Source organism: Candidatus Flexifilum breve (genome assembly GCF_016713355.1).
The window spans coordinates 292,927-306,551 of record NZ_JADJPI010000011.1; the positions used below are offsets into that span (position 1 = coordinate 292,927).

The following is a 13,625-nucleotide window of genomic DNA, read 5'->3' on the forward strand; positions in this document are numbered from 1 at the left end:
AGGTGACCATGAAGAAATTGCTCTTGCTCGCGCCACTTCTGCTTGCAGTGCTGGCATGTACGGGGACGCTGACCGGGATCACCGGCGCGCCGGTCTACATCTGTCCGACGCCGATTGTTCTCACGCCGACGCCGCTGCCGACCTTCGTGCCGATCCCCGGCTATCCGACGCTCGTTCCGTTTCCGACCGCGCTCCCGCCACCGACGGTCACGCCGTATGCGCTGCGTCCCCCAGCAGCGTTCTATCGCGGCGATGCGGTATTCACGCGCAGTCCACAGGCGGCGCGCTTTCGGCTGGTGAACGTGTCGGTGGTCAATACGCCTGCCGGACGCACGGTTGCCATCTGGGAACTGGAGATCAAGAACCTGAGCGGGAGCGGCTATGACGTGTTTCCCGCCTATCAGAGTTACGTGAGTCAGTTGGTGGGTGGATCGACCGGAGTATGGGGTGCATCGACCAACGCGGCAGCCGATGCCGGGCTGACAGCTACCTATGAAGCGATCAGCCTTGCGCCGAACGAAACGCGCAGTTTCACGCTGGCGGGCTTCATCCCGTATGGGGCAGCGCCGGATCGCATCACGTTCATGCTCGATCCGACCACGCGCCCGACTCCGCCGCCGCGTCTGCCGGGGAGCAACGCGCTCGTCTGGCGCATGGACACCAATCCATATTGCAGCGCCGCGATTGCCGATCCGCCGGGCGGCGTACTGCCGCCTCCGTAAATGAAAGGAGTGACCTGAATGCCAATCGTCGATGATGTGCTGAACGGGCTGCAAATCCAGATCGACACCCTCTGGTACAACCTCTTGTTCTCGCTGGCGGGGATGGGCTGGAGCTTGCAGCGCGCCTTTCTGATGATGGGTTACACCATCGAACTGATGAATCAATGGCTGGTGGACAACGCCTTCACGCCGCTGATCGCCCAGACGAATGCCAGCTTGCAAGTCGCGGTGAGCCTGTCGTTTGTGGTCGCACTGCTGGTCTTAGGGATCACCTATCTGCTCGCTGCGTTTGCCCGGATGCGCGTGGTCGAGCCGAAGAGTGCCATCGCCTGGTATCTGGCGGGCGCGCTGTTCTTCTCGCTGGGTCCGAGCCTGTATCAGGGCATGAGCGATTTCCGCCGCACGCTGTCCGGCGCATTCTACGCCAGCAGTTTGAGCGGGCTGTCGGCGGCAACGGGAAGCGCGTTTACGTCGCTTTCCAGCGTGAGCAGCAGCGACATGGGCATTCTCAACCTGTGTGACAACTTCGGCTCGTACATGCCGGTGTGGAATTACACCATCGACGGACTGGATGTGGCGCTGGCGTATTTGCGCGCGGACGGCATCGACCTGATGGGCTACCCGTCCACGCCGCGTGATCCGTACTGCCAGCCACATACGCCCGATCCGGCGACCGGCTTGTGGACGGCGGGCAGTGTGCCGTGGGAGTGGCGGCGACCGGGATCGTTCTTCGCCAATGACCGCGACCCGGTCTTCTTCTCACTCATGACCCCGCTCGAACGCGCCGACTCGATTGCCATGGCGTCGGCGGCGCAGGGACGCTTGCTCACGGCGTGGCCGTTGATCCTATTTGGGGTGACCGAGCAGCTCGTCTACCTGCTGCTGACCATCGCGCAGGGGCTGACCTTCATCTCGTTCGGGGTGGCGATCCTGTTCGCCTTCTTCAAGAAAACCGAAGTCATCGCCCGTTCGATCATCGACCTGTGGATTGAACTCATCATCCAGACGGTCGTGATCGCCTTGATTCAGTCGCTCGTCGTGACCTTCTTTCTCGCCGGAACCGCGAGTGGCAACGGGATTGTCGTCCTCGGAGTGGGCTTGATCTGCCTGATCTTCATGGTGATCGTGCTGTTCAGCGGCGTGAAAGCGGTCTGGAATTCCTTCAATCGGCTGTTCACCGCCTTCGGTCAGGCGACGGGTGGCGCGGTCATCAGCCCCGGCGCGGCCACCGTGATGACGGCGGCAGGAGCCGTCGGCGCAGTCGGGATCGCGGCAGGCGCAGGCGCACTCGTTTCCTCAGTGGCGGGGAGTGCCGTCAGTGTCGGCTCGAACACGCTGGCAGGGATGACCGCGCTGCAAAGCGGCGCGACTCCAGCGCAAGCGGCGGGATTGACGTTTGGTGGCGTGCAGCCCTTGGCGGAGGCGGCGCGGGCGATCACCCGCCTTCCAACGCTGCGCGGCACCGCGCTCGGCGACACGGCGGAGCAGTTCATGGAAGGGGCAACCGTGCGCCGGGTCGCCCGCGATGTCCCCGTCTATGGACGCACGCTCGGACCCATGCTCGGCGCGCAGCTTCTTACCGATTATGACCCGGAAAAGGCGGAGTATGACAAGCAGGGACGGCTGATTGGGCGACCGATGCTCGTCCCGGCAGTCGGCGAAGGCTTGGAAGCGGTCACTTATCCGCGCGGCAAGCGTCCGCAGCAGCGGCATGAACTCGATGGTGAATTCGACTGGTTCGAGGATGATGACGGCGAACTGTACCCCGGTTTCACTCCCGTCAAACGCAAGCGCATGGGGACGTTTACGCCTGTTTCGCCCACGCCCACCGAGGCTTCCGCCGATGAAGAACTCGCCCGCGAGCGCGAGACCTACGCCGATGACATGCGCGGCGAAGAGATGGAACAGCATATCTCGGAAGTCACGCAGGCGGCAGGCGGAAAAGGCAGCGGCAAGTCGGACGCGGAGCGCAGCGAAGGCGCAGCGGGACGATTGGAGCGGAGTGCCGAAGCCCTCGAACAGGCTGCCGGAACGCTCACGGGCAGTCTGCGCGTCGCCGGAACGGCGGATGTGACGAGCGTCATGGGCGACGTGATGCGCTTGCTCGGTGGACGTGGGGCTGGCGGGGTCGATCATCTAACGGTTGGCGGTTTGATGGCACAAGCGGTCGGGGTCACGCCTCTGAATGACGGTCGCCCGCCGGTGCGCGACGATCTCGCTCGCTTCGGCATGTTCATCGACGGCGCGGCGCGGTTGGGCTTGTCTCCCCAACAAACCGAGCAGGTGGGGCGCGAAGTCAAGGAAACGCCGGATCGACGGCTGACGGACACCACCCGCAATGAACTGATCGACGGCGCAATCACGGCGGGGCGCTCACGCGATGAGGCGGAACGGGAAGTCAATCGGTTGGAGATCGCTGCGCGGCTGCTCCCCAACGAGATGACTGCCTATGGTTCCATGCCCGTCCCTACCATCACGGTCGCGCCGGAGGTGAACGTCGAGCCGATCATCACCATCGAAGCGGACGAAAACTACGGAGAAGACTCGGACACAGATTATGACGACGCGATGCGTTCGAGCGCGTCGATGGGCGGCAGCAGCGCGGTTTTGGGAGGAACAGAATGAGCGACAGCCTGCACTATCACACCCTGCAAGACCTGCGGGCGCTCTCGCTCGACGAGCTGCGCGCCCTGTGGGAACTCGTGCCGACAGACCGCCAGCGCGCCTACCGCGCCGCCTACGACCGCGAAGTCAAGACGGCGGGTGCGGAAGGCTCAGACGCCAAAGAACGCAAGATTGCGCTCGCCTTGCTCAAGCGCTATCACGAGGCGGCGCTCGTCCCGGTCGGACTGCGCTGGGCACGTGCACCGAAGCGGGTGCAGGAGGCAGCGCAGCGGGGCGAAGGATTTGACGCACCGGAAGCCGAAGTCACCGCGAAAACCAGCAAGCCGTCGGGAAAAGTGATCGCGGCGCTGGGCGCGCTCATGCTCCTGATGCTGGCATTCCTCCTGCTGCGCGGCGGCAATGGAACGAGTGGTGCGGCGGAAGCAACCGCTGAAGTTGATGTGACCGCCACGCTCCCGCCGGGAATCACCCCCACGCCGCTCGCGCTCGAAGCGCAGGATGAGGTGATTGAAGGCGGGGACACCAGCCGTGCGCCGTTCTACCCGATCAACCTACAAATCAGCTTGCCTGACCAGATCGTGCCGCGCGTGTGGGTGGTGCAGCGCAGGGCGGTGCGCGCCTCGGAATGGAACTTCGATCCGAACCCGGATACCGCCTCGTTCTTGAACGGCATGAGCGTGCGCCCGGTGATCGGCATCCCTTGGTCAGAGGACAACGCAGCGTGGTTTGCGCAGATTACGGAGGGTGCAGAATTCCGCTTGCAGATGAACACCGGTGCGATCCTGACCTTCGCCTTTGAGGACAAGCGTGAGGTGCGGCGCAGCGACACCGGCATTTTCCGGCAGGTCAATCCCGGGGTTGGTCTTGCTCCTGCTCGGTGAGACGGATGAAGAAGGGTTGCCGACTGGTACGCGCACGTTAGTCACAGCCGTCTATCCGATTGAGCAGGAATTGGGGCGCGCCGGAGAACTCATCGGCGCGCTGGCACAGCCGGTCGTCGCGGTCACACCCACGCCGCTGCCGTCCGCCACGCCGACGCTGATTCCGTTCATCGGCTTGGATGTGCAGATCATCAGCGTGACGACGAGCGCGGGGCAGGTCACGACGCGGCTGCGGCTGTACAACGGCGGGAATACGCTGCTGCCGATCACGCCGGAGGATGTGTGGCTGGCGCTCGGCTATGTCGAGAATCCACCGGGACCGCGCACGCCTGCTGAAGGACTGACTCCCTTCGATCTGCTGCCGGGGCAGGCAGCGGATATGACCCTCGTCTGGCTGTGGTCGGATGAGCCATATGCGAGTCTGGGGATTGGCGGGTACCATTTCGCGCTGCAATTTTGAGTTTCGATTCGCCCGAAAAACCGTTCATAACCCTACATACCGTTCATGTTTTCTCGTGGCGGCATGTAGGGTTTTTTGTTTGTGCGACCCAACCGGAATCGTTCAGCCGCCGTGTACGATTCCCAAGCCAAAACTGGAATCTTCCAGAAGTTCGCCACTCCCACTTTGCTACCCTGAGACTGTATCAGGGTGAAGCACTGCTCGTGCCGGATGACCCCACACGATCAAGCGCACCGCCCCTGAGCGGCTGCCCAAACGTCATGGCGCACGTCCGTTTCTCCCTGATGCTTTTGTTTATCCATCGAGGAGCTGTTCGCGTGAATCTTTCGCAAGCCATTCAAGACCTTTTCACCGACATTCGGGATGTGGCGCAGATCATCGCGCCCATCGCTGCCATCATCGGCTTTATCGGGCTCGGCGTCGTGCGCCGTGCGACGGCGTGAGTGATTTTGTGAAACACAACGGAGGTTGAGGATACACCTCTGAGGTCATCCGACTTACACAAGAGGGGAAACCCGAAGTGAACAATAGCATGTCGGAAAAGGGACGAGCCGCGAAACCGTTGTAGCGCTGCTGAGTTCCGAGACCTGGATGGTATGGGTAAGGCTGGATTGCTTGAAGTCTAGTGGTGAGTTGGAGACAGAACCCTCCCTTGACAGAACGGTTGAGGTCAAGACCCGACAGCAGCGTCTTACTTGTGCCGAGACGCGAAATCCTTCTCGTCGGGAACATGGTCAATGAGACCTATCAAACCACGAACGGACACCCTAACCCGTCCTACCGTCACTTACGACTGTACCACGGGATCGCCTTCGGGGCGCGAGCCTCATGGCGACGGAGACCTTCCATATTAGTCGGTGGAGTTACGCCCACCCACGGAGGCTGGGAAAGCCAGCTACAGGGCAAAGGGGGTCAGGACTTGTGCTTGGGAAGACTGAAAGGTATGCGAAATGCAGAAGGCTAATCATATTCTCCAAGCGATACGGAAATTGGGAGAGCAACGTCTCCCGCTGACACGGGTGTACCGGTGTTTGTTCAACCCGGAACTGTACCTCATGGCGTACGCCAAGATTTACAGCAATCAGGGAGCGATGACACCGGGAACAGTAAATGACACGGCGGATGGGATGAGTATGGAACGCATCGAAGCGGTTATCGCCGCGCTGCGAACCGAACGCTTCTACTTTCGTCCGTCGCGTCGCGGGTATGCCGACAAGAAAAATGGCGGCAAGCGACCGCTCGGTTTACCGGACTTCACAGAGAAGTTGGTGCAGGAGGTGCTGCGAATGGTGTTGGAGGCTTACTACGAACCCCGGTTCAAGGAGAGTTCGCATGGTTTCCGCACGGGACGCGGCTGCCACACGGCACTGACGTATCTGCATCATAAGTTCTTGCCGAGCAAATGGTTCATCGAGGGCGACATTCGCGGGTGCTTCGACAACATCGACCACGAGGTGCTGCTGACGATTCTGTCACGCGACATCCACGACGGGCGGCTGCTGGAACTCATCCGCAAAGGTCTCAAAGCGGGGGTGATGGAGGAGTGGGAATACAAACCGACCTGTTCAGGAACACCACAGGGCGGCATCGTCAGTCCCATTCTGGCAAATATCTACCTGCACGAACTCGACACCTACATTGAAGAGGTGCTTATCCCGCAGTACACGCGGGGTGACAAGCGTGAGCGCAGCCCGGAATACCGCGAGGTCAGCTACAAGCTCGACCGCGCACGGAAGCGGGGCGACAAGGAGGCGGCGCGTCATCTGGAACAACGGATGCGCTCTATTCCCTCGAAAGTGACGGACGACCCCGGTTTCCGGCGGCTGACCTACGTCCGCTACGCCGACGACTTCATTCTCGGCTTTGCCGGGACGAAGACGGAAGCCGAAGCGATTAAAGCCGCCATCGGGACGTTCCTGCGCGACACGCTGCATCTGGAACTGAGTTCGGAGAAAACCCTCATCACCCATGCCCGCGACGAGCACGCGAAGTTTCTCGGCTACGCGGTCAGCATCTATCACGCTGACCACAAAACCTCACGGCGGAAAGACAGCGGTACGCGCCAACGCAGCGCCAACGGGAAAGTGCGCTTAGGGGTGCCTTACGGTCTCACGACTGAACTGGCACGCCGTTACCAGCGCAATGGCAAACCCATGAGTGAATTGTCGCTGCTGGCATTCTCGGACGCGCACATCATCGATACGTATCAGGCGCGTTTCCGGGGTATCGCGGAATACTACAAGTTCGCGGTTGACCGTACCCACTTGGGCAGTCTGAAGAACGTCATGCAGTCTGCTTTGTTCAGAACGCTGGCACACAAATACAAAATCAGTGTGCGCGAGGTGTACCAGAAGTATCGCTCTACGATGACGGTCGATGGGCAGGAATACCGCACGTTTCAGGTGAAAGTCCCGACCCAGAAAGGGGAACGGACAATCCACTGGGGCGGCATCCCATTGAAGGTCGTCAAGCCGAGCAGCCAAGCCGTGATAGTCGATGCACTCTACCGTGAGCAGTGGAAAGACATACGTTCCGACCTCATCCAGCGCTTGCAGGCGGAAGTCTGTGAGTTATGCGGGACACAAGGCAAATGCGAGGTGCATCACGTTCGCAAACTGGCGGACTTGAAGCAGCGCTATGCCGGTCGGCGCGAGAAACCGTTCTGGGTTACGCGGATGATTGCGATGCAGCGCAAAACGCTCGTCGTGTGCCATCCGTGCCATGTGGACATCCACGCGGGCAGACCCATTCCCAAGGAACGTAATGCAAGTCGGGAGAGCCGTGTGATATGAAAGTATCAAGCACGGTTCGGAGGGGGGATTTTGGAAAAGTGCTGTGTGGCTTCATACCGCATGGTAACTCGCCAGACTACCTACCCTACATGTATATGGGTTCAAGCTGGCCCTTGATCGGCGACTGGAAGAAGGACAATCCGAAAGCCGCCAATCAGGTCGTCATCGGTCTCCTGTTCGTCGTCTTCGCCTCCAGTGTCACCGCGCTGATCTCCTTCACCTAAATCGTCATGTCCGCCAGCGCGGGGGTAGTCGTCTGCCTCCGCGCCATTTCATGTGGAGAAACTGCATGGCAGCAGACTTCAAATCGCACATCCTCAGCCGGGATGAGAAAGGCTTCGGCGGCATCCCGTTCAAGCGCCTGCTGTTCGGCGGGATCGCGGGCGGCTTCACGTACACCGTGTGCCGCTTCGTGCTGCCGGATATCGCTATACCGGTCGGCATCGTCGTGGCGATCTTGCTGATAGCACTGACTGCGCCGCGCGGCGGGTTACCGCTGTGGATGCGTCTGTGGCTCAACCTGCGCGGCTCGATCCTGCTCGCCGCTGCCGAGAATCCGAGCGGAATGGCGGCGGAAGTGGCGAAGCTGCTGTCCCTTCCAACCGATGCCGCCGTGCTGGATGGACACCGGTTGTTCGCTCCACCCGCCGGATTGGTCGAAGTCGATCTGTCGGAGTGGGTGACGTTCGCCCGCGCCCGCGATCTGGATCGCGGCGATGGGCTGGTGTTTGTTGGATCACCGCTGGAAGAGGAGGCGCTGTGACGAGTGTCCGCACATTCCTGATCGAGCCGTTCGATATCATGCTGCACGCGACCGACGACGGTGTCTCTGCATTGCAGGCACGTTTCTCGACGTGGCTGCGCACGTTGTCAGGTGAAGCGCGTTTCCTGTGTTGGCAGATGCCCGCCACGCTGGACGCCAAGATCGCCGCGCTCGATCAGGCAGAAATTCAGACCGACGACGATCAGCGGCGTGACCTGCTGATCGAATACCGCCGCGAGTACGAGCGCATGAATGCCGGGGCGGAGTATCAGCGCGCCTTGTGCGGTATGGTGCTGTGGAATGACCAGAGTCCGCGTGCCATCGCGGGCGGGTTGTCGTCCGCTTTTGACACGCCCGTGACCGAAGGGGCGTTTCCGGCGCTGTTCGAGGGACAGTACGAACTGCGCGATCGTCCCTTCTGGCATCTCGCGCCGTCCGGTCGTCCCGGTGGTCGCCCGTACTGGGCGGTGCTGACCAGCTATGAGTTCGCCCCGGCGACGTGGAATTTCTTTCGTCCGCTCCCGCCGCTGCTCCGACTCAATTTCCCACTGGCGCTGGCGGTGGACATCCCGAAAACCTATGACCGCAATGCCGCCATCGACGCGATTGAAAGCATCATTCAGGCGTACCAGGTACATCTAGCAGGCGTGCGCGGCGAGGACAGCCGTTCAGTGCAGCGCGTCGCCGACTGCCGCCGGGCGCTCGGGGAGATCAACAACGGGGATGCCCTGCATCTGGTGCAGGTCGCCGTCGCTGTCGCGGCAGACGATCTGGAGACGCTGAAAGAGCGCGTTGCAGCCGTCATCAATGAAACACGGGCATGGTTCAGCCTGCGTCAGGAGGTGGGTGAACTGCTCTCGCGGGCGGTCGAGTTCTTCACCGCCCGTCGCACAAAGGACATCAACCTGCCGACCACGACGTGGCCGGTCACGTCACGCGAACTGGCGCTGATGCTCGCGCCGCTCGGCTACCGCAAGCTCTCGACCACCGATGGGGTGCTGCGCGGCGAAGCGGTCGGCGGGGCGTATCCGGTCTTTCACAACTCGTGGCGGGATAAACGCGCTACCCATGAAGTCTGGGTCGGGCAGTCGGGCTATGGCAAAACGTTCGCGCTCAACTGCTATCTGACCCGCGAGTATGCCGAGAACGGCATCTCATTCGACTTTCTCGAACCGATGGGACATGGGCGGCACATCGCCGATGCCTTCGGGTTACCGTGGTACGTACTGAGCGCGAAGGCGACCAAGCTCAATCCGCAAGATGTGATGTTCCCGACGCTGCTCGAACAGGTCAGCCACACCACGCGCCTGTATGAAACGGTCTTGGGACGGCAGCTCTCCGGCGGGCAGCGTGAGAATCTCGAACGCGGGCTGTTCGGCGAGGCGCTAGAGACGCTCTATCGCGGCTTCCCCGATCTGAGCCGGGTCACGCCTGACCTCGCACCGACGTGTGAGACCGTGTGTGATGTACTGGCGAATCTGGGTGATAAGCCTGCCATGCAGTCGATTGCTCGCGACCTTGCCGATGAGATCGCCGGGCTGTGTACCGGATCGGGACCGTGGTCGGCGTTTCTCAACGGGACGACCAATGTCGATCTGACGCGCGGCGGACGCGACTGGATCAGTCCGCGGGTATTCTCCTTTCACGAACTGGAAGGCGACCCCATCCTGCAAGCGCTGGCGTACACGCAGGTACTCTCTGCAATCCGCCGCGACAGCCTGATCGACGAGCAACCGCGCATCATCGCCGTCGATGAGGTTTACCGTCTGATGCGCCATCCGTCGCTGCTGGACTTCCTGATCGAAGCCGCCAAGACCTTCCGTACCCGCAGAAAAAAAGCGGTCATGATCGATCAACAGATGAGCGTCTTTTTGGAGTCAAAGGCGCGCCTGATCTTCGAGAACTGCCCGATCCGCGTCATTTTCTCGCAGCGGCAGGGCATGAACGTGTTCCGCGACGATGCTGCCTTCGCCCACTTCAACCAGCAGCACCGCGACATCATCGCGCAGCTGCCGCGTTTCCACTTCGTCCTCGATATACAGGACGAGGGACTTTTCTACTTGTACGGGAAAAGTACCCCGGGCGAGTTGGCACGCTTCCGCACCACTTGACGAAAAACTGACGGAGGAGAGATGACATGCCGGCGAAGAACGCGGCGAGTGCGCCGTGGCAAGACCTCGAAAAGCAGGCGTACCACGCCTACCGCGAGTGGCCGATCTGGCTGGCGCTGCGTGAGCGGGAACTTGCCGAACGTGGGGCTGCCCCGCGAGCGGACAAGCGCCCGCCGCAAACTGCGGCTGCTGCTGAAGGAGCTGAACGCGCGCCGTCTGGCGCGGTTGGAAAGGAAACTGCTCAATGAAACTCGTGATCGTCGAAACGCCCGCGCAGGCGAAACGGTTGAGTAATGCGCTCGGCGAGGGCTGGCACGTCGAACCGTGCTCCGGGATGGTGCGTGACCTCCCTGCTGACCAACTGGGGATCAATCTGGACAACGACTTCCGTCCGACCTTCGTCGTGGTGCCGGGCAAAGGCAATCTCGTCCGCCGCCTGATGAAGGCGCTGCGCGATTGCGAAGCGGTCTACGCGGCGATGCCGCCCACCCGTGAGGGAGAAGCGCTGGCGTGGCAGGTGCTGGCGCTCTCGCCCGGATCAGAGGCAAGCCGGTCTACCGGGTGCTGCTGACCGCCCTCACGCCCGACGCGATCCACGCCGCCTTCGCTGCCCCACGTCCGCTGGATATGAAGCTGATTGAGGCGTACGCAGCGGAGCGCATCGTCGCCCGCCTCGTTGGGTGGAGTATCAACGCGGCGGCACGTCAGGCGCTCGGTTTCAAAACCACCTTGATGGTGGAGGGCATGGTCGCGCTGCACCTGCTCACTGAGCGCGACGCGCAGCATGGTGCATTCACACCGGAAACGCGCTGGCGGGCGAACGTGTCGTTCGTATCCGATGGCATTCCATTCACTGCCAACGTACTGAACGCCAAAGGCACGGCGTTTGCGATCCGCACGGCGGAACAGGCGGGACAGCTTGAGGCGCTGCTCAAGGGCGGGCAGTTCTGGGTGGATAAGACCGGACAGACGCTCAAAACGCAGCCTGCACCCGCTCCGCTCACGTTGCGCGGCTTGATCGAAACCGCTGCCCGCGATCTCAATCTTATGCCCCAAGAGACGGTGGGACTGGTTGCCACGCTCTACGATGCGGGCTGGATCACCGCACCGGATACCGTCGCACCGCCCGCTCTTCACGAAGCGGCGCAGACACACATCCGCCGCGAGTTCGGCACCGAATATCTGGCGGCAGAACCGAATATCACCGCCGGAATCGCACCCGCTGATGTGAGCCGTCTCCCGGAAGCACTGCCGGGGGATGGGGCGGCAGTTTATGCGCTCGTCTGGAAGCACTTCATCGCCGCTCACATGCCGCCCGCTCAGGACAAGCTGATGGGTGCGCGGATTCTCGTTGGCACAGCGAAAGACAAGCCGTATCCGCTTGAACTGCGGGCGACGGCGGCACTGCTCTACTTCGACGGTTGGCAGCGCGTGCTGCTGTCCGATCGTCAAGATGCGGTGCTGCCGGTTTTGCCAGAGGGCACTGCCTTGCAGCCCGCCAGCATCACGGTTGAAGCGGTGATCAGCGAACCAGCGATGCAGTTCAGTGAAGCGGAGCTAATCGGCGCTTTGATGGACAACGGGGTGAGTGTATCTGCTGCGGTTGCTGCGCTCACCGGGCTGCGCGGAGCGGGCTATGTGGATGGGGAAGGCTCGCTCAGTTTGACCGAAACAGGGCGGACGGTCACGGCATATCTGGCGGAACATTTCGGCAAACTCACCGCCCCGGCGTTTGCCCGTGAATGGGTGGCTGACATTGAGCGCATCGCGTCCGGTGAGCGTCAGCGTGCCGACGTGCTGCGCGCGTTCTGGGAGCGTTTCGGCGGGATACTGCGCCCTGCACCCACCGTCCGTGCAGCGGCGGAACACAAGCCTATCGTCCTGCGCCCGGCAGAGGAGGTCTAGCCCATGTCGAACCTGCCACCCCCGGACTGGGACGATCTGCCGCCCCCGCCCGATCTCGATTTCTCGATGCCGGACGCTCCTTGGGAGCGCGATCGGTTCCCCGATGAGTTGTTCGGCGGAAACAGCTACGACTACCTGCCGGACGACGATCCATTCGAGCCATTCAGTCCGCCTGACTTGGAAGAAGTTGGCGCGCCGAATGCGGCGGCTCCGACTTTTGACAATGACGACGGCTGGGGCTGGCACGATGCGGCGATTGTCGCCGTTGGGCGGGTGCTGCCCGATGGCGAAACCGAGCAGTACAGCATCGGCGCGGTTGATCTGTACGCCAACGCCCACACCGGCGATCTGGGCGGCAGCTATCTGGAAATCCGCATCTTCGATGACATCGACGAAGCCGCCGCCTACTACCACGAACTGAACGGGGACATCCACGCGCAGGGGCTGCTGCCGTTTCAACTGGTCGATTATGCGACCGAGCGAGCAGCGGAACGCGCTGCCGAGCGCGGCGATCCGGCTCCGCAGTGGCGTGGTGCGGGAGATGTGGAATATGCCGCCTACGAGGAAATGCAGTCACTCGATGCGCCATCCGCGCCCGATCTGCCGCCAGATGATCTCGATCTGGAAGCGCTGTTCGCAGAACCGGAACCTGTTCGTGACATCGCCGATACCGCTGATACAGCGACCTTCAAGGCACTGCGCGACATCGGCATCGATGCCCATGGGTTCGACCCGGAAGCCGATCCGCCGCCGTTCATCGATCCCGATACTGGCACGGCGTACTGGATCGGCGTGTTCCAGCCGGATAAGGGCGACCCCGACAATGCCGTGACCAGCATCCTCTCGCTCGGACGCGATCCAGACACGGGCGAAGTCGAAGCGCAGCTCGCGCCCGTCGTGCCGGGCAACTGGAACAAGGCATACGGCGCGGCAGAATACTTGCTCGGCGTGGTCGAGAGCGGCGGCATCGAGCGGGCGTTTGAAGCGGCGGAAGGCATGGCACTCGCCGCCGATCAGCGCGACCTGTGGGAACGCGAGCGCGGCATCCCGCTCGAACCGGACGCGGCGCAGGATTTGGCGGACTATACCCGTGACCAGTGGGAGATTGACCTATGAGCGAACCCTCCAAGAGTTTCTCCCTGCGGCTGTCGCCCGAAGATCACGTCCGGCTCGAACAGGTGGCGGCACGTTTCGCGCTGGATCGCACCGGCGTGCTGCGCCTGCTCATCCGTCGGGCGGCGGTTGGGTTGGCAGTCGATGGACGTTTCACTACCATCGAACGTGGGCGCGCCGGGCGAGAAATCCCGGTGCGTCTGATCGAAAGGGGAGTTGATGACCGACTCTAATCGCGTGAACGAGCATCCCG

The 13,625-nt window shown here is 62.0% G+C and carries 14 protein-coding genes; all 14 read left to right on the plus strand.

Translation table 11 applies throughout. The features are described 5' to 3' along the window. Positions 1-8: 8 nt before the first annotated feature. Positions 9-722: a hypothetical protein gene (locus IPK17_RS13110; RefSeq protein ID WP_343418140.1), complete on the plus strand. Its 714-nt coding sequence runs from the start codon at positions 9-11 to the stop codon at positions 720-722. Positions 723-740: 18 nt separating this feature from the next. Then, a complete protein-coding gene (locus IPK17_RS13115) occupies positions 741-3,347 on the plus strand; it encodes a hypothetical protein (RefSeq protein WP_343418141.1) in 2,607 nt (868 codons plus the stop codon). Beyond that, positions 3,344-4,228, plus strand: a complete 885-nt coding sequence (locus IPK17_RS13120; protein WP_343418142.1) for a hypothetical protein — start codon at positions 3,344-3,346, stop codon at positions 4,226-4,228. The genes IPK17_RS13115 and IPK17_RS13120 overlap by 4 nt, the downstream gene beginning before the upstream one ends. Beyond that, complete coding sequence (locus IPK17_RS13125) at positions 4,212-4,688, plus strand: hypothetical protein (protein ID WP_343418143.1); 477 nt, start codon at positions 4,212-4,214, stop codon at positions 4,686-4,688. The genes IPK17_RS13120 and IPK17_RS13125 overlap by 17 nt, the downstream gene beginning before the upstream one ends. Before the next feature lie 317 nt (positions 4,689-5,005). Continuing rightward, positions 5,006-5,131, plus strand: a complete 126-nt coding sequence (locus IPK17_RS13130; RefSeq protein WP_343418144.1) for a hypothetical protein — start codon at positions 5,006-5,008, stop codon at positions 5,129-5,131. Positions 5,132-5,719: 588 nt separating this feature from the next. Continuing rightward, positions 5,720-7,480: a reverse transcriptase/maturase family protein gene (locus IPK17_RS13135; RefSeq protein WP_343418145.1), complete on the plus strand. Its 1,761-nt coding sequence runs from the start codon at positions 5,720-5,722 to the stop codon at positions 7,478-7,480. A 38-nt stretch (positions 7,481-7,518) separates the two neighbouring features. Then, the gene (locus IPK17_RS13140) at positions 7,519-7,704 is read left to right on the plus strand and encodes a hypothetical protein (protein WP_343418146.1); all 186 of its coding nucleotides are present in this window, start codon (positions 7,519-7,521) and stop codon (positions 7,702-7,704) included. Positions 7,705-7,769: 65 nt separating this feature from the next. Beyond that, positions 7,770-8,243, plus strand: a complete 474-nt coding sequence (locus IPK17_RS13145) for a hypothetical protein (RefSeq protein ID WP_343418147.1) — start codon at positions 7,770-7,772, stop codon at positions 8,241-8,243. Then, entirely contained in the window at positions 8,240-10,354 is a 2,115-nt protein-coding gene (locus IPK17_RS13150) for a putative type IV secretion/conjugal transfer ATPase (RefSeq protein ID WP_343418148.1), read from the plus strand. The genes IPK17_RS13145 and IPK17_RS13150 overlap by 4 nt, the downstream gene beginning before the upstream one ends. 26 nt (positions 10,355-10,380) lie before the next feature. Next, positions 10,381-10,602, plus strand: coding sequence for a hypothetical protein (locus tag IPK17_RS13155; protein ID WP_343418149.1), 222 nt, complete (start codon positions 10,381-10,383; stop codon positions 10,600-10,602). Continuing rightward, positions 10,599-10,925 (plus strand): toprim domain-containing protein, encoded by a 327-nt coding sequence (locus IPK17_RS13160; RefSeq protein ID WP_343418150.1) that lies wholly within the window; start codon positions 10,599-10,601, stop codon positions 10,923-10,925. Before IPK17_RS13155 ends, IPK17_RS13160 begins: the two co-directional genes overlap by 4 nt. Further along, positions 10,865-12,259 (plus strand): DNA topoisomerase, encoded by a 1,395-nt coding sequence (locus IPK17_RS13165; RefSeq protein WP_343418151.1) that lies wholly within the window; start codon positions 10,865-10,867, stop codon positions 12,257-12,259. Before IPK17_RS13160 ends, IPK17_RS13165 begins: the two co-directional genes overlap by 61 nt. A 3-nt stretch (positions 12,260-12,262) precedes the next feature. Further along, positions 12,263-13,375 carry a hypothetical protein gene (locus IPK17_RS13170; protein WP_343418152.1) on the plus strand — a complete coding sequence of 371 codons (1,113 nt, stop codon included), beginning with the start codon at positions 12,263-12,265 and terminating at the stop codon, positions 13,373-13,375. Beyond that, on the plus strand, positions 13,372-13,605 hold the full coding sequence (locus tag IPK17_RS13175; RefSeq protein WP_343418153.1) for a hypothetical protein: 234 nt from the start codon (positions 13,372-13,374) through the stop codon (positions 13,603-13,605). The genes IPK17_RS13170 and IPK17_RS13175 overlap by 4 nt, the downstream gene beginning before the upstream one ends. Positions 13,606-13,625 lie beyond the last annotated feature (20 nt).